Below are 15,870 nucleotides of genomic sequence, written 5' to 3'. Positions count from 1 at the left end.
GCCAATGCGACCAGCCCATGCACCGGAAAGGACATGCCGCATGACACAAGCCAGAGACTTCGCCGCGCAAGGGATGCAGGCGCTTCAGCAACAGGATGGCCCTGCGGCTGAAACAGCATTGCAGCGCGCGATTGATCTTGGCTGGCCCGGTCCGGATATCTGGGTCGCGCTCTCCTTTGCCAAATCCCTTCAGGGCGACATGGCCGGCCGCGTCGCCTCGCTTGAAAAAGCCATACAGGTTGACCCGTCCAGCGTACGTGCGCGGCTCCACTATGGTCAGGCGCTCGTCGGCTCGGGCCGGCCAAAGGATGCCGAAGCCGCCTTCCGCCGCGGACTTTCCGACATCACGCCTCACCTCATCCGGACACAGGAAATCCATCAGCTCATCACCGCGGCCGAAACCTTCCTTGCCGGACCCGGTGAGCAGACGCCCTCCCCCGCTGATGAGCTTTCTGTGACGCTCGACAAGTTCGCAAAGGATCACGATCTCGGCACGGCCCCCGATGACGACCTCTTCCGCCAGAGCCTCGATTTCCTGACGGGCAAAGCCACCTTCTATCCGTCCCAGCCAACACGCTACTTCTATCCGGGCCTGCCGAACCGGCAATTCTACCCATTGGACGCCTTCAGCTGGACAAACGCCCTCGCCGCCGAGACGGGCGCAATCCGCAGCGAACTTGAAACCCTGCTCAGCGAAAAAGCTGCCGCCGAGGCTGGCTTCACCCCTTATGTCGAATCGGCTGGCCGCGAAGGCGCTGGCGTCTCCCACCCTCTGCTCGACAATCCAGACTGGAGCGCCTTCTACCTCATCAAGCAGGGCAAACGCGTCGAAGAGAATATCGCCCGCTGCCCGAAGACATGGGCGGCCATCGAAGCCATTGGCGAGGCCGTAAACCCGGCCCCCGCCCCTTCGGTCCTGTTTTCGCGGCTTGAGCCGGGCGCTGCCATCCCGCCCCATCACGGACAGATCAATACGAGGCTCATCTGTCACCTGCCGATCATCCTGCCGGGCGATTGCGGCTTCCGGGTCGGCAACGAGACGCGCGAATGGAAGGATGGCGAGGTTTTCGTCTTCGATGACACGATTGAGCACGAAGCCTGGAATCGCAGTGACAAGGCACGCTACGTGCTCATCTTCGAGATCTGGCACCCGGACCTGTCAGACCGCCAGCGCAGCCTCATCACCGAATTCTTCAAACTTGGGCAAAGCCAGGTCTCGTCAGCAGGCTGAACAGGTTCTACCCAAAGGGGGCGCATTTTGCGTATAACCCGGTAACCATAAGCGTTCTCACAACTTGAGGTGTATGCGCCCTCTGCGTTGTTTTAGAACAACATTTTATAAACTGTTCGCCAGTATATAGAAAACGTGTTCGCACAACGCCTGATAACCGCCCTCCTGCTGACGATCGCAGGTGCCAGCGCAGCCCATGCCGACGACGCCTGTGCCTCGTTGACCCCGCTTCTGCGCACAGTGGATACGGCCTACGAAATTTCGCTGGAGCCAACCCAGCGCGGCAAGCTCGTTTATGTCAGCCAGCTGGAAGACAGCCTGCAAGGCGTTTCGCTGCTCGATCTCTATGGCGGCATGGAGGCCGATGAGGTCAGCGTCAGCCAGACGGCCATGATCCTGTTCATCGGCGAGCTGACCATGGCGATGGAGCGCTACAACAGCGACGCGAAGGAAGCCGCGCTCGACGTACTGGGCCGCGGTGTCCCCCGCCTTGTCCGCACAGAGCTTGCCCGCCTCGAAAAGGATCTCGCCTGCCGGGTCAGCGATAGCTGGACTGAAGAGCCGCAGGTTCGCCACTCAGTCACGACACCGGGCACGCTGGGCTATGCCGCGCGTACGCCTGACAATCTCATCCGTGAGAGCGAGACCGCCAGCCGCGCCTGGCCTCAGCAGCAACACCGCCCCCATTCCTCTGGCGCAGAGACAGACCAATCGTCAGGCCGCCGGGCAGATAGCCTTGCCGCCCTTGGTTTTCCGCTCATCCTCTCGCTCGCCCTCCTGGGCGGCGCGGCCTATTGGTGCCGCCCGCGCATTCGCCGCTGGAAAAAGCGCGCAGAGCGCCATGTCTGCTATCGCCGCGTTCCTGTGCGACTGGGCGCTGACATCCGGGATCTGACCATTGTTGACTTCAATATCGGCGGCCTTCGCATGAAGCACGATGGCAGAATCACTCGAAAGCGCTCGATCTCGTTTGAGCTTGGCGACACCTGGCTGCGCGGAAATGTTGTCTGGACCAATGACTGCTATGCAGGCATCCGGCTCTCGCGTCCGCTGACCGATGACCAGATCTCCATGCTCTGCTTCAACACCCGCCGTCAGACAGCAGAAGCGGGCGCGTCCAGCGGTCTCGCGGCGGCTTAGCCAGTCTCGCCGGGCCCACCATTCGGATCAATCCAGCTCACCTGCTTTGGATGCAGGTGAAAGCTGATCCCCTCATCGGCCCGGGTCTTCAGGTCAACATAGCGGCGCAACAGGCCCTTGCGCTCTTCCAGCGTGATGACATTGCGCGGGATCGCCAGCGCAGGATGGGCCCAGCGAAACAGGATATGCGGCTTCAGCCACAGCGTTTCCTCGCCGAACTCCGCCCAGAGCATGCCGCGATAATGCACCCGCGGGAAACGCCCCCGGCCCAGCGTGACCAGCATCAACCGCTTGCCCGCAAACGTCTCAGGCACATCCGCCTGATAGACCCGCGCCAGCGTTCGCCATCCGCTCGCCCATGACAGGAAGGATACGATCCCCACCCACATCGCCCCGAAAAAGATCGGAAACGCGAGGATGATGACCCAGACCATCATGCCGCTTCACTGGCTCCAGCAGTCCCAAGCGCGCGCTCACGAAACCGGTTCATCAGCGTCACCAGCTGAGACCCGCGCACCTTGTAAGGCTCTGTCAGGCGCACCCGCCCATACATCAGGATGCCCGACAGGCGCGGCAGGGCCTTGCGCTTCTCCTCGGTCAGCTTGAACGCCACCTGCCTTGAGGCAGGCATGCCTTTGCCACCTGAATAATGCAGGCTGAACTCCGACACTTCAGACCAGCCGATCTTTCCAAGCGACTTGAACTCGCTTGATTCAAATCCGTCCCGGTCCAGCGTCAGCCAGCCATGCCTGAACAGCGCCGCACAGACCCCGACCAGCGTCGTCATGGCAAAGAACACCGTCAGCCAGACGCTGATCTCTTCTGCCGGCCCATTTCCGGTCCAGTTGGTAAAAGCCAGCATCGCCGCGAGCAGCGCGCTCGCGCTCGCCAGCACAAGATATTGCCGGTTCGTGGCGCGCAGGTGCACAGTCTCTGGAAGCGGTTTCAGCATGGTGCTCATATCGCACTGATTCCAGCCCGCGCGCTATCAGCGGGCCTTGCGCATCACTGCAAAGAAGAAGCCGTCCGTGCCAGCTTTGCGCGGTGTCAGCCGGACCGACTTGCCGCCCTTCGCGCCCGCTTTCACTTTCGCCGCGCCTTCATCGGTCAACAGGCCAGAGGCAATCGCCGCATCCGCCGCGCTCTCTTCTGCAAACTCAGGGTGCTCTGCCAGGAAGCCAGCAACCCGGTCTTCATCTTCCTCCATCAGGAAGGAACACGTCGCATAGACGAGCCGCCCGCCCGGCTTCACAAAGGCAGACGCCGCCGCGATGATCTCGGTCTGCTCCTCGATCCGCTTGGCAAGCTGCTTGTCTTTCAGCCGCCACTTCGCATCCGGCCGCCGACGCCAGGTGCCCGTCCCGGTGCACGGCGCATCGACGAAGACCACATCCATCTGACCTTTAAGCGCCTCAAGCGCTTCAGGCTCTTTCGGATGGACCAGTTGCACATTGTGCGCGCCAGACCGCTTCAGCCGCGGGATCAGCGCCGACAGCCGCCGCCCATCGATATCATAGGCATGGACCTGCCCCTTGCCTTCCATCATCGCGGCCATGGCCAGTGTCTTGCCGCCGCCGCCCGCGCAAAAGTCCAGCACCTGCTCGCCCGGCTTTGCATTCGATGCTGCCGCTGCAATCTGCGAGCCCGCATCCTGCACTTCGACCCAGCCTTTCGAATAGGCCGGAATGCTCTCCAGAGACGCCTCGCGCTCGGACGGATCACGGGCTGGAATATGATAAGCATTCTTCAGGAGCGGTGAGCTTTCAGCATTCGCAGACCGCATCGGCCCGCCCGCCTTCTCGGCGTCGACTTTTAGCGTGTTCACCCGGATATCGACATCGGCGCGCACCGCCATGGCCTGCGCCTCGACCACTTTTTCCTCACCGAAGACGCGGTCCATCATCGGCTCCATCCAGTCAGGATAGTCGCCCGAAACCCACGGCTCCGCCGTGACATCCGGCGCCATGACCAGCCGCTCGCGCTCTTCCAGCGTCAGCTTGGACGGCGCATGCTCCTCATCCATAGCAGAGTCGATCTTCATGATGTCCCAGCCCCATGCGAAGCTCAGCGCGCCAAGCACCAGCGCGCGCGGCTCATCAGAGCCCATCGCATGGGCAATCGAGTTCTTCTTGCGCAGGGCATCGAGCACGAGCCCCGACACCCAGGCCCGGTCCTTGGAGCCCGCATACCGCGCCCGCTTGCCCCAGTCGCGCGCAGCAGACTTCACAGGCTGGTGCCGGTTCAGCACATCACCCAGCACATCAATCGCCGCCGCTATCCGTCCACCGTCGCGCATTCTATTGGCCTCAGTCCAAATGCGCTGTGTTATCCTTGTCCGAACAAGATTGAAACCAAGAGGCTCACAATGCGACTCAATCGGACCACGTGGACCCTTCTAGTCGGCTTAGGATTCAGCCTTGCGGCGTGGAACATTCACTGGTCGCTCTATCAAATGCCTCTAACGTTCACCGAAGCTCGATGGAACCGCACCGATTGGCACGATCCGCGCCATCGGCGCCATAGAATAGCGGACCGCTACGTTGAAACAGGTGAACTCGCGGGTCGGACACGCGAAGACGTCGAAAACATCTTGGGTCTCCCGCCTGAGACCACTTATTTTTCTGATTGGGACATAGTCTACCAACTTGGGTCAGAGCGAGGCCTTATCAGCATCGATAGCGAATGGCTTGTTTTCAAAACAGATGAAGCAAACACAGTGATTGATTATCGGATCGTGCGTGACTGAAAATTTCAACAGAGCAATGCCCAGTAACAGGCGATCAAATTGATCTTGAAATCTGTGCCGCGCTCATGCTGAGCGAAGTCGAAGCACGAGCGCGCGCGGTCTGGAGACTACCATGAACATCGACCTCCCCGCCACCATACGACCAGCCACCCGCCGCGACTGGCGCCAGATCGGCGACGTCACCGCTGAAGCCTTCGCCGAGGACCCGTTCAATCTCTGGCTTTTCGGCGGCGGGCGTGCGCTGCGCCCCCTCTTCCGCATCATGGCACGCGACGTCTATCTGAAGGAAGGTTTCTGCCACCTGCACGGCGATGAGGCCGCGACCATGTGGGCCACCCACGAGTCCAATCTGCGCTTCCCGCCGCTTTCGCTGTTCCAGCTCATGACGGCCCAGATGATCCACGGGAAGAAAGGCGCGATGAAGCGAGGCATGGCCGCAGGCGAAGCGCTCGAAAAACACCACCCGCACGCGCCGCACATCTATCTTTTCACGATCGGGACAAGGAAAGCCCGCGCGCGGCAAAGGCCTCGGCAAGGCCATGCTAGCCCCTGTCCTCGCCGCCGCCGACCGGGAAGGCCTGCCCGTCTATCTGGAGAACTCGAACCCCGCCAATCACGGCTTCTACACCTCATTCGGCTTCGAAAAGATCGGCGAGTTCAGCGTCCTGAACGAAAGCCCACCCATGGCCCCGATGTGGCGTGAGCCTCGCTAACTTCTCACAGCGTCATCCCGGAAACGCCGCCAGGCGCTATCCGGGACCCAGCCCAATCAATATTCTGGATCCCGGGTCGCTTCGCGCCCGGGATGACGGGTTGATAGATTGGGTAAAACCCTACCGCCCGATCGAGTAGTTCGGGGCTTCGCGCGTCATCGTCACGTCGTGGACGTGGCTTTCAGACAGGCCCGCGCCGGTGATCTGGACGAACTCGGCTTTCTCATGCAGCTCGGTAATCGTCTTGGCGCCAACATAGCCCATCGCTGCGCGAAGGCCGCCGACCATCTGGTGCAGGATATTGCCGATTGGGCCCTTGAACGGGACTTGGCCCTCAATGCCTTCCGGCACCAGCTTGTCGTTTGAGACTTCCTTCTGGAAATACCGGTCAGCAGAGCCGCGGGACATCGCGCCGAGCGAGCCCATGCCGCGATAGGCCTTGTAGCTGCGTCCCTGGAACAGGAAGACCTCGCCCGGTGCCTCTTCGGTACCGGCAAAGGCAGAGCCCATCATCGCTGTCGATGCCCCTGCTGCCAGCGCCTTGGCAAAGTCGCCAGAGAATTTGATGCCGCCATCAGCGATGATCGGCGTGCCTGATTTCGCCGCCGCATTGGCGCAGTCCTCGATGGCCGTCAGCTGCGGCACACCCACACCGGCAACGATGCGCGTCGTACAGATGGAGCCTGGGCCGATGCCCACTTTCACCGCATCTGCGCCCGCATCGATCAGCGCCTTGGTGGCGTCGCCGGTCGCGACATTGCCTGCGATGATCTGGACAGAGTTGGAGAGCTTCTTCGCGCGCGTCACCGCATCCAGAACGGACTGCGAGTGGCCATGGGCGGTATCGATCACGACGGCATCCACCCCTGCCTCGATCAGCGCCTGCGTACGCTCAAAGCCTGCATCGCCCACGGTCGACGCTGCAGCGACGCGAAGGCGTCCCTGATCGTCTTTGGCCGCGTTCGGATTGAGCTGCGCCTTTTCCATATCCTTGACTGTCAGAAGGCCAACACACTTGCCAGCGTCATCGGTGATGACCAGACGCTCAATGCGGTGCTTGTGGAGAAGCTGGCGGGCAGCCTCGATCGGCTCTTCCATCGTGACCGACACGACATTGCGTGTCATCAGCTCCGCGACCTTGGCGTTGAGGTCATCAACAAAGCGGGTGTCGCGATTGGTGATGATGCCAACCACCGTACCATCGGCCTCGACCACGGGCACACCAGAGAATCCGGTGCGCGCCTTGATGTCGTTCAGCTCTTTCAGGCTCGCCGTCGGGGCGATGGTGATGGGGTTCATCACGACGCCGCTCTCATACTTCTTCACCTGCGTGACCTGACCGGCCTGTTCCTCAACGGTCAGGTTCCGGTGCACGACACCAATGCCGCCGGCCTGCGCCATCGCAATGGCAAGGCGGGCTTCGGTCACCGTATCCATCGCGGCGGACAGTAGCGGAATATTGAGTGGGATGGCTTTGGTCAGCCAGGTCGACGTGTCCACATTGGCGGGCATGACTTCGCTCGGGCCGGGCTGCAGAAGCACGTCATCGAAGGTAATGGCTTGTCGGATTTTCATGTGGGGAGCTCCCTTTTTGGCCCCATAATAGAGTCGCGGGCTTTCTGGAACCCCCTTTTGCAAGGAAAACTGAAACCGATCGCGGCCTTGCCGTGCCGCTCATCGCGATCAAACCTCAGCCCGGAGTTTGGTCCGCACGAAAAACCCGTTACACCCTCGTGGTTTGACCCATCCGGACGGGTCGCAAGCGGAGGTTTCACCGATGATCAGGACACTCATCAGCACAATAGGCATGGCAGCCCTCATCGCCGCCTGCTCCCAGCCCGCAAATGAGCCAGAGAGCGAATCCGCCGCCACCCCGCAACCGGACGCGGCCACGGCTGAGGCAGCAGCGGTCAGCACAGAGAACCTCTCCGAAATCGTCAGGGTGCTCGCCTCCGACGAGTTTGAAGGCCGCGCCCCCGGCACGCCAGGTGAAACCAAAACCGTCGAATACCTCATCGAGAAGTTCGAGGAGATCGGCCTGGAGCCCGGCGGACGCGATGGCGGCTGGACCGATCCAGTCACCCTCCTCCACTCGCGCGTCGTCGACCTTCGCACGCTCAATGTTGAAGCGGAAGGCACCACGCTCGACATGCGTCAGGGCCGCGACATCGAGATCAGCTCCGCCAATCCGCGCGAGACAATTGCGATTGAAGACGCCCCTATCGTCTTTGTCGGCTTCGGCGCGAGCGCGCCAGAACGCGACTGGGACGATTATGGCGACATTGACCTCACCGGCAAAGTCGCCCTCTTCCTTGTCAACGATCCTGATTTCGGCGTTGCAGAGGATGACCCGGTCGCAGGCCGCTTTGGCGGCAACCGGATGACCTATTATGGCCGCTGGGCCTACAAGTTCGAGGAAGCTGCCCGCCGCGGCGCCGCTGCTGCCCTCGTCATCCATGAGACAGAAGCCGCAGGCTATGGCTGGAACGTCGCCGCCTCCGGGCCGGGCGACAATTACGCCGTCGCCAGCGACGGGGCCGGCAAGCCATCGGTCGACCTTCAGGGCTGGCTCCACCTCGATATGGCAAAGCAATGGATGGAAGCGGCTGGTCAGGACCTCGACGCCCTTCGCATCGCCGCCCGCAGCGAGGATTTCGAAGCCTTCACGCTCGAGGGCCTCACCTTCAATGCAGACCTCGGCCTCGAGGTTGAGCGGATCGAAAGCCAGAACGTCCTCGGCAAGATCACGGGCACAGAGCGCCCGGATGAGACCATCATGCTGTCTGGCCATTGGGACGCCTATGGCAAGGGGATCGCCGATGCGCAGGGCCGCACCGTCATGCCCGGCGCCAATGACGACGCGCTCGGCATGGCCGGCATCATGGAGATCGCCCGCATCCTGAAAGCAGGTGAACCGCTGGAGCGTACGGTCGTCGTCGCCGCATGGACCGCTGAAGAAAGCGGCCTTCTCGGCTCGGAAGCCTATGCGCAGGACCCGATCTATCCGCTTGAAACCACGGTCGCCAACTTCACGCTCGACATCCTCAACACGGCCGGTCCTGCAAAAGATGTCATTCAGGTTGGTGAGGGCCAGAGTGAGCTTGAAGAGATGATGGCCGAGGCCGCCGACGCGCAGGGCCGCTATGTCTCGCCGGAAGGCCTGCCTCAGAACGGGCTCTTCTATCGCGCAGACCATTTCTCGCTCGCCCGGCGCGGCGTGCCGGTCATCCTCATCATGGGCATTGCAGGCGGGCCGGACCTCGTCGAGGGCGGGCGTGAAGCCGGCGCAGAATGGGTCGCTGGCTATATCGCCAACCGCTACCACAACCAGAACGACGCCTGGGACCCTGACTGGGACCTTCGCGGCGCCGCGCAGGATGTTGAGCTTATCCTCGAAATGACCCGCCAGCTTGCAAACTCCACGAAGTGGCCAGCGATCAAGGAAACCTCAGAGTTCGTCGACATCCGCAATGAGAGTGCCGCCGCGCGGGACTAGGACAGCGGCGCCCCCACGAAGCCCCAGCCTGAAGGTTGGGGCTTTACCTTACGTCGACTCGGTGTGAGATAGTTTCAAACGAAACTATCAGGGGGACACCATGCCGACGCTCAAACCACTCGACCAGTACGACATCTCGCGCGATCGCGGCTTTCTCTGCCGCCATGATGCGGGCGCCGTCACCCTTCCGGCAGAGCTGCAGCCCGCCGTGGACGCGGCCATGGCTCTCCCCCACTCCATCGTCACCGGCCGCGTGCGTGAGATCCTCGCCCGCCTGCCTGTCATCGATGTCACCAGCTTCTGCGAGACCGCCAGCGATGAGCAGATCCGCAAGGCGTTCGTCCACTACACTTTCATGATCCAGTCCTGGGTCTGGGGCGAGCGTGACGCGCCAATCTCCCTGCCCGAATGCCTCGCAAAGCCTGCCTGGCAGCTGGCCGACGCGCTCGATTCCAAGCCGCTGCTGACATATGCCACCTACGTCCTCGACAACTGGGCCAAGATTGACGCGGACGGCCCGGTGGACCTCTCCAACGTCTACATGATCCAGCCTTTCCTCTCCGGGGAGGATGAGGCCTGGTTCGTCCTCGTCCAAGTCGCCATCGAGGCACGCGCGGGCGATATGCTGGCCACCATCCCCGAAGTGATCGCCGCCTGCGAGGCCAATGACGCGCCCGCCGTCGCTGCGGGCCTTGCGCGCATGTCGGAGGGCTGGGACGCCGTCAACGCCATCTTCGACCGCATGCCGGAGCGCTGCGACCCCTACATCTACTTCAACCGCGTGCGCCCTTACATCCATGGCTGGAAGGACAATCCTGCCCTTGGCGATGGCCTCATCTATGAGGGCGTCCCGGCTGGTGAGAACAAGCCGCAGGCCTTCCGCGGCCAGACCGGCTCGCAATCCTCCATCGTGCCGACCATGGACGCCTTCCTCTCCATCAGTCACGCCGACGACCCGCTTCGCCATTACCTCGAAGAGCTTCACGCCTATCGCCCGACGGGCCACCGCGCCTTCATCGAGGATGTGCGCGCTGCCTCCACGCTTCGCGACTGGGTCAGCCAGCAAGGCGACGCGGCCACCCGCCAGCTCTACAATGACAATGTCATGAAGCTTGCCCGCTTCCGCACCCGCCACCTCGAATATGCGGCGACCTATATCAACAAGCAGGCCGGCAATTCCCCCGGCAACGACACCGATGTCGGCACCGGCGGCACGCCCTTCATGAAATACCTGAAAAAGCACCGCGACGAAGCCGAAGCGCACTTGCTCGATGTGGAGAAGGAAGGCGTGAGCTAAGGCCTTTTCACTGATCGTATCAGTCGTGCTCGCCCTTCCGTCGAAGAGCAACCGAAATTGTCGATGCCAGTGTTTCGATGGTGAAAGGCTTCTTGATCAGGGGCTCAACGCTCGGGACATCGGCGGCTGAGGTGGCATCGTGGGCATAACCGCTCATGAAAACCACATTTGAACCCGCATCGAACGCTTTCAACTTCCGCGCAAGCTCGTGGCCGGTCATACCGCGCATGATGATGTCGGTCAGCACCAGATCGGGCTTATATCCTGAAGCAATCAGGCTGAGCGCCTCGTCGCCCGATGGCGCCGTCTCGACCGAGTAGCCGAGCTCATTCAGCGCTTCACCGGTAAACCCTCTCAGCCGCTCGTCATCCTCAACCACCAGGATGCGCTCACCACGACCAGACTGCGCGCCGTCGACATGGACAGCCGCTTCAGCGCTCACTGCCCCTTCCTTGCAGCGCGGCAGATACAGGCTGAACCTGGTGCCCCGGCCCTCCTCGGTATCGAGAACAATTTGTCCCTTCGACTGCTGGATGAAGCCGATCACCTGGCTAAGGCCCAGTCCGGTGCCCTTCCCGACTTCCTTGGTCGTGAAGAATGGGTCGAACACTTTTCCGGCAATCTCTGGGGACATGCCGGTGCCGGTGTCCTCGACCGAAATGCAGGCAAAGTCTCCAGGCTCAACCTCCAGCTCAGCCGCGCGGGTCTCACCGATAGCCTGCTTGTTCACGCGAAGTCGGAGACTGCCACCTTCAGGCATGGCATCGCGCGCATTGATCGCCAGGTTCAGAAGCGCGTTTTCAAGCTGCGTGGCATCAGCAAGGATATCACAGACGTCTGGGTCTGTTTCGACATTGATGATGATCTGCTCGCCGATGGCACGTGCGATCAATTCCTCCATCGACGTCACCAGTTCGCCCGGATTGACGCGGCTCGGCGCGAGCGACTGTTTCCTCGCAAAGGCGAGCAATTGCTGGGTCAGTTTCGCAGCACGGTGCGCGCCATCCTCGGCCGCTTCGATCAGGCGGACATGATCTGCGCTTTCACTTCCAAGGCGCCGGCGAAGGATGTTGAGGGCACTGATGATGACCGCCAGCATATTGTTGAAATCGTGGGCGATTCCGCCTGTCAGCTGCCCGATAGCTTCAAGCCGCTGCACCCGGTTCAGTTTTTCCTCGGCCTCCAGCTTCTTGGCCACTTCCCTCTGAACGCGTTCTTCGAGCGTGGTCGTGAGATGGCGCAGCTCATCCAGAAGCTGGCTCCGGTCGGTGACGTCCCACGCTTCAACAAAGATGCCGTCCACCTGGCCGGCCGCATCCCGCGTCGGCTGATAGACGAAATCGACGACACGCGTCTCGGCCTGCCCATCACGCATAAGCTCGATCGGCACTTCCGAGCCGACATAGGGTTTTGCGGTGCGGTAAACCTCACCGAGCAGATCAACAAAGCCTTGCGAAACAACTTCCGGCAGAACGTCAGATACGGCGTGGCCGAGAACGCTGTCGCGCTGCCCGATCAGATCGAGATAGGCGCTGTTGGCGATCTCAAAAACATGCTCAGGCCCTTTGAGGACGGCGATTGCCCCCGGAGCCTGCGCAAATAGATCGCGCATCCTGTCTATCTCAGCCGCTCTCTCGCGCGCGGCCAGAACCTTGTCAGTGACCTCATGCCCCTGATTGAACACGCCGAGCACTTCGCCGTCAGCTCCCAAAATTGGGCTCAGCGAATAGTTCCAGTAGGTTTCCTCGGCGATGCCGCCGCGCTCGATCTCAAGTAGCTGGTCGAACGAGGTGACGGACTCGGCATGGTTCAACACAGCGTCAAACTGCGGGCCAACGACGCCCCAGATATCTGTCCAGACCTCGCTGGCCTTTTGACCGAGCGCCTTAGGGTGGCGGTCTCGCGGCACCCCGGACCATTCATCATTATAGAGAAGACGTAGGTCGCGGCCCCAATAGATCGCGGTCGGCATGTTGGAGTTAAGCGCAATGCTGAGGACGATGCGCAAAGCGTCCGGCCACTCGTCCATCGGACCGAACGGATGCGAGCTCCAATCATAGGCGCGAATACGCTCTGCCATCTCGCCGTCGCCGACCAGCCACCTGGCATTACTCTTCTTCATAGGCAGGTCTCATAGCCCACGGCATTTGGATGCATCACCGATCACTCACAATCTCCGGATGTAAAACAAGGGCTTAATGCAACTGCGTCAGGACGCAATGCTCCTGTGACGGTATGGGCGCCGAGATCAGCCGCCGCGATCTACCGGTTCCAGCTCTTTCGGTGCGCTCTCCTTGCGTTCGACCTTCTTGCGGGACTTCGGCTTCGGCAGCAGACGAAAGCGCGTCTGGCACCAGGCGAAACCAACCCCGACATCCAATAGCGCATCGGATCGTCCGCACGGGCAAAGAAACGGCAATACCGTCCAGACGCGATAGGTTTCTCCCGCAACAAGCGGCACCGCTTCCCCCGTTACATGGTTGGGAGAGGCATCGACGCACAGCACCAGATCGCCATCATTCACGTCGTAGGACATAACTGAAGATTAGCACGAGCTTTTGAGGCGCGGAAGCATACATGCAACCCACCAGCCGGTAACAAGTCCAGTCAGGCTACTCGCAGTCGTAGCATTTGCGGATCAAGCGAATTTCGCTAGTGCGATAGGATATTCTCGGGAGACCGCAATGTTGAGAGACGCCCAGATGCCGCAATTCACGGGCCCCGAGGAGTTGCGAACAGAGCTGTTTCAGCTACTTGCGAGCGATGCCCGTGCCGTAAACCTCGTCCTTCAGCATTGCTTTGACGGTGTCTTCTATTGGGACCTGAAGGACTTCTCGCGTCAGTTTGTCGGCCCGAAATTCTGGGAAATGCTGGGCATCGATGCTGGCTCAAAGGAAGCCCGGGACTGGCACAGCCGCGTACATTCCGAAGATCGCCAGAATTTCTACGAAGCTGTCGAAAAGGCTGTCCAGGACCCCGATGTCGGCATTGACCAGATCGTCCGCTACCGGATGGAGAACGGCGAATGGCTGCATATCCGCACCCGTGGGATGATTATTCTCGATGCGGGCGGTCTGCCGTCGCGGCTGCTCGTTCTCAATAGCGATGTCAGTGACCAGATCTCTCTGGAGGCATCTGAGCGTGAGAGCCGGCAAAAGCTCGAACAGGCCCTGAAGGACAAACAGACCTCCGAAGAAGAGCTACAGTTCATCTTCGACGCGATGCCGCTCCAGGTCTTCTACAAGGATGACAAGAACATCATCCTCCGCGCCAACAAACTGGCGGCCGATAATCTCGGAATGAATGCCGAAGACCTGAAAGGGGCCGATACCTATGACCTCTTTCCGGACATGGCCGCGAAGTATCACAAGGATGATCTCAAGGTCATAGATAGCGGTGTGCCAGAGCTCGGCATCGTCGAGGCCTACGCCCCCAAGGACAGGCCGACAGGCTGGGTGAAAACGGACAAGATCCCGATGCGTTTCGAGGATGGCAGCCGCACACTTCTCGTCGTCGCAGCAGACATCACCGAGCTCAAGGAACAGGCAGCCAAGCTTGAAAAGCTGTCCGAAGCCTCAAGCCAGTTCGCCTCCATCGCCGCGCATGACCTTCGCAGCCCCCTGCGCCAGACGCGCGCCCTCATGGACATGCTGCTCAGCGAAGTCCGTGGCGCGGGCGTTGAGCTTTCCGATGACGGGACATTTGCGCTCGAACATATCACCGTCACCCTCAACAAGATGGAGAAGATGGTCTCCGATCTTCACATGCTTTCAAAGCTGGAAAGCCGGACGATCGAGCGTCTCCCCGTCGACATCAATATCGTGATGGACAGGGTCCAGCGCGCGCACGAAGACCTCCTCATCGAAGCCAATGCAAACGTCAGCGTTGCGCCTATACCGCAGATCACGGGGTCAGAACGGCTGGTCGAGTATGTCCTGTCCAACCTCCTTCGCAATGCCTGCAATTTCCGCGATGGCGACAGCGTGGCCATCCATGTCGACGCAGAACTGGATGTCCCGAACCAGCGCCAGAAAATCTACTTCAGCGACAACGGCATCGGCATTCCCGAGGGCCAGCACAAACGCATTTTTGAACCGTTTGCGCGCCTCGAAGCTGGCAAGTCAGGCGAAGGCACGGGCCTCGGTCTCGCCATCGTATCGCGTATCATGACTGCGCATGGCGGCGACGTTTCTATTGATTCCGCCTACAAATCGGGCACAAGATTCGTCTTGGAGTTTCCCGTTTCAGGAGTATTGGGACATGGCTCGTGAGCTGAACGTTCTTGTGGTTGACGATGATCCGATCGATCAGCGCCTCATCAGTTCTGCCCTGCGCAAGTGTAGCGATACCATAAATATCCGGATTGCCGATGGCGGCGTGGAAGCGCTCGACTCCTTCAGCCGGGAAGGCGTGCCAGACCTCGTCGTGACCGATATCAAGATGCCCGGCATCGATGGCCACCAGCTGGTCGACCTCATTCGCGGCACTCCGAAATATTGCTGCGTCCCGGTCGTCGCCTACTCCACCTCGATGGATGAGCAGGACATTCGCAGCGCCTATATGGAAGGCGCCAACGCCTATATCGTGAAGCCATCCTCACAGGCGAACTATATTGAGGTTGGCCGCGCCATTATCGACTTCTGGACAAAGACGGCAGAGCTGCCCCGCCTTAATTGAGCGGTCTAGCCAGCTTCGGCCCCAGCACCGCCGCCGACTGCAGCAGCAGCCACACTTCTTCGGGCTCCAGCGAGCCCTTCTCCATGACGGCAAACGCGCCTTCCTGAATGGCGCAGGCCCGCAATGACGGCGTCAGCGCACTCGTATGCATCACAAGCCCCGCCTGCGGACAGGCCGCGCGCAGCTCCCTGATACGCCCCTCCGACAGGCTGCCATCACCCAGCATCCGGTCCAGCACGATAACGTCAAACTCCGGCGCATCGACCGACAGGATCTCATCGACGCTGCTGAAGCACTCCACCACGCCCAGCCAGCCGCCGATTTCCTTCACCAGGATTTTCATCAGGAACGCATCCACCGGGTCGTCCTCAATGACGGCGACCTTCAGATGCGCATTCGGCGTGAAGAGATTATCGTCGAGGCCAGACTCGAAGCTTCTGAAATCGCTCATGCAGACCTCCCCGGATAATCGGTTTACGCGGCCCTGATTCGTATCTCTTCGTCCAATGATATATCTAATTTCTCTATCTCAGGCCCCGCGCACATAAACCGGAGCGTGAAAATTGAGCC

At 60.8% G+C, this 15,870-nt stretch carries 15 protein-coding genes; 7 read left to right on the top strand and 8 right to left on the bottom strand.

From position 1 onward, the window contains the following. The first annotated feature begins 40 nt into the window (after window positions 1-40). The gene (locus D1222_RS09790; protein ID WP_182481943.1) at window positions 41-1,231 is read left to right on the top strand and encodes an aspartyl/asparaginyl beta-hydroxylase domain-containing protein; all 1,191 of its coding nucleotides are present in this window, start codon (window positions 41-43) and stop codon (window positions 1,229-1,231) included. 135 nt (window positions 1,232-1,366) lie between these two features. After that, complete coding sequence (locus D1222_RS09785) at window positions 1,367-2,371, top strand: hypothetical protein (protein ID WP_119454089.1); 1,005 nt, start codon at window positions 1,367-1,369, stop codon at window positions 2,369-2,371. Here D1222_RS09785 and D1222_RS09780 read toward each other — a convergent pair. The 4 genes from D1222_RS09780 to D1222_RS09760 form a co-directional block, all read right to left on the bottom strand. Beyond that, entirely contained in the window at window positions 2,368-2,808 is a 441-nt protein-coding gene (locus D1222_RS09780; RefSeq protein ID WP_147371857.1) for a hypothetical protein, read from the bottom strand. The two genes, D1222_RS09785 and D1222_RS09780, sit on opposite strands and share 4 nt — an antisense overlap. Then, window positions 2,805-3,332: a hypothetical protein gene (locus D1222_RS09775; RefSeq protein ID WP_147371856.1), complete on the bottom strand. Its 528-nt coding sequence runs from the start codon at window positions 3,330-3,332 to the stop codon at window positions 2,805-2,807. Before D1222_RS09775 ends, D1222_RS09780 begins: the two co-directional genes overlap by 4 nt. Before the next feature lie 27 nt (window positions 3,333-3,359). Then, window positions 3,360-4,667 carry an RsmB/NOP family class I SAM-dependent RNA methyltransferase gene (locus D1222_RS09770; RefSeq protein ID WP_119454086.1) on the bottom strand — a complete coding sequence of 436 codons (1,308 nt, stop codon included), beginning with the start codon at window positions 4,665-4,667 and terminating at the stop codon, window positions 3,360-3,362. A 484-nt stretch (window positions 4,668-5,151) separates the two neighbouring features. Continuing rightward, a complete protein-coding gene (locus tag D1222_RS09760; RefSeq protein WP_147371855.1) occupies window positions 5,152-5,658 on the bottom strand; it encodes a hypothetical protein in 507 nt (168 codons plus the stop codon). Here D1222_RS09760 and D1222_RS09755 point away from each other — a divergent pair. After that, complete coding sequence (locus D1222_RS09755; RefSeq protein ID WP_119454083.1) at window positions 5,657-5,830, top strand: N-acetyltransferase; 174 nt, start codon at window positions 5,657-5,659, stop codon at window positions 5,828-5,830. The two genes, D1222_RS09760 and D1222_RS09755, sit on opposite strands and share 2 nt — an antisense overlap. A 120-nt stretch (window positions 5,831-5,950) precedes the next feature. Here the strand turns inward: D1222_RS09755 and guaB are convergent, their stop codons facing one another. Further along, a complete protein-coding gene (guaB, locus tag D1222_RS09750; protein WP_119454082.1) occupies window positions 5,951-7,405 on the bottom strand; it encodes an IMP dehydrogenase in 1,455 nt (484 codons plus the stop codon). 202 nt (window positions 7,406-7,607) lie between these two features. On the opposite strand from guaB, the gene D1222_RS09745 reads away from it, so the two are divergent. Both D1222_RS09745 and D1222_RS09740 read left to right on the top strand, forming a co-directional pair. Continuing rightward, a complete protein-coding gene (locus D1222_RS09745) occupies window positions 7,608-9,326 on the top strand; it encodes a M20/M25/M40 family metallo-hydrolase (RefSeq protein WP_233348657.1) in 1,719 nt (572 codons plus the stop codon). Window positions 9,327-9,426: 100 nt separating this feature from the next. Next, window positions 9,427-10,623, top strand: coding sequence for a PrnB family protein (locus D1222_RS09740; RefSeq protein WP_119454080.1), 1,197 nt, complete (start codon window positions 9,427-9,429; stop codon window positions 10,621-10,623). Window positions 10,624-10,642: 19 nt separating this feature from the next. Here D1222_RS09740 and D1222_RS09735 read toward each other — a convergent pair whose 3' ends face one another. Then, window positions 10,643-12,745 carry an ATP-binding protein gene (locus D1222_RS09735; RefSeq protein WP_119454079.1) on the bottom strand — a complete coding sequence of 701 codons (2,103 nt, stop codon included), beginning with the start codon at window positions 12,743-12,745 and terminating at the stop codon, window positions 10,643-10,645. Between the two features lie 126 nt (window positions 12,746-12,871). Then, window positions 12,872-13,159, bottom strand: coding sequence for a hypothetical protein (locus D1222_RS09730; protein WP_119454078.1), 288 nt, complete (start codon window positions 13,157-13,159; stop codon window positions 12,872-12,874). 148 nt (window positions 13,160-13,307) lie between these two features. Here D1222_RS09730 and D1222_RS09725 point away from each other — a divergent pair, with 148 nt between their 5' ends. Together D1222_RS09725 and D1222_RS09720 are read left to right on the top strand one after the other, a co-directional pair. Further along, entirely contained in the window at window positions 13,308-14,894 is a 1,587-nt protein-coding gene (locus D1222_RS09725) for a sensor histidine kinase (RefSeq protein ID WP_119454077.1), read from the top strand. Beyond that, on the top strand, window positions 14,884-15,300 hold the full coding sequence (locus D1222_RS09720; RefSeq protein ID WP_182481942.1) for a response regulator: 417 nt from the start codon (window positions 14,884-14,886) through the stop codon (window positions 15,298-15,300). Before D1222_RS09725 ends, D1222_RS09720 begins: the two co-directional genes overlap by 11 nt. On the opposite strand, the gene D1222_RS09715 is transcribed toward D1222_RS09720, so the two are convergent. Further along, complete coding sequence (locus tag D1222_RS09715; protein ID WP_119454075.1) at window positions 15,293-15,751, bottom strand: response regulator; 459 nt, start codon at window positions 15,749-15,751, stop codon at window positions 15,293-15,295. The genes D1222_RS09720 and D1222_RS09715 overlap by 8 nt on opposite strands. Between the last annotated feature and the right edge of the window lie 119 nt (window positions 15,752-15,870).

The organism is Henriciella algicola (assembly GCF_003576245.1).
Taxonomy (GTDB): Bacteria; Pseudomonadota; Alphaproteobacteria; order Caulobacterales; family Hyphomonadaceae; genus Henriciella; species Henriciella algicola.
Note: the sequence above shows the minus strand (reverse complement) of the source record. Positions and strands in the feature narration are given on the sequence as shown.

Coding starts and splice junctions, on each gene's coding strand:
- D1222_RS09790 (WP_182481943.1), top strand. CDS start 41: ATGACACAAGCCAGAGACTTCGCCGCGCAAGGGATGCAGGCGCTTCAG.
- D1222_RS09780 (WP_147371857.1), bottom strand. CDS start 2,808: ATGATGGTCTGGGTCATCATCCTCGCGTTTCCGATCTTTTTCGGGGCG.
- D1222_RS09775 (WP_147371856.1), bottom strand. CDS start 3,332: ATGAGCACCATGCTGAAACCGCTTCCAGAGACTGTGCACCTGCGCGCC.
- D1222_RS09770 (WP_119454086.1), bottom strand. CDS start 4,667: ATGCGCGACGGTGGACGGATAGCGGCGGCGATTGATGTGCTGGGTGAT.
- D1222_RS09755 (WP_119454083.1), top strand. CDS start 5,657: ATGCTAGCCCCTGTCCTCGCCGCCGCCGACCGGGAAGGCCTGCCCGTC.
- D1222_RS09760 (WP_147371855.1), bottom strand. CDS start 5,658: ATGGCCTTGCCGAGGCCTTTGCCGCGCGCGGGCTTTCCTTGTCCCGAT.
- guaB (WP_119454082.1), bottom strand. CDS start 7,405: ATGAAAATCCGACAAGCCATTACCTTCGATGACGTGCTTCTGCAGCCC.
- D1222_RS09745 (WP_233348657.1), top strand. CDS start 7,608: ATGATCAGGACACTCATCAGCACAATAGGCATGGCAGCCCTCATCGCC.
- D1222_RS09740 (WP_119454080.1), top strand. CDS start 9,427: ATGCCGACGCTCAAACCACTCGACCAGTACGACATCTCGCGCGATCGC.
- D1222_RS09735 (WP_119454079.1), bottom strand. CDS start 12,745: ATGAAGAAGAGTAATGCCAGGTGGCTGGTCGGCGACGGCGAGATGGCA.
- D1222_RS09730 (WP_119454078.1), bottom strand. CDS start 13,159: ATGTCCTACGACGTGAATGATGGCGATCTGGTGCTGTGCGTCGATGCC.
- D1222_RS09725 (WP_119454077.1), top strand. CDS start 13,308: ATGTTGAGAGACGCCCAGATGCCGCAATTCACGGGCCCCGAGGAGTTG.
- D1222_RS09720 (WP_182481942.1), top strand. CDS start 14,884: ATGGCTCGTGAGCTGAACGTTCTTGTGGTTGACGATGATCCGATCGAT.
- D1222_RS09715 (WP_119454075.1), bottom strand. CDS start 15,751: ATGAGCGATTTCAGAAGCTTCGAGTCTGGCCTCGACGATAATCTCTTC.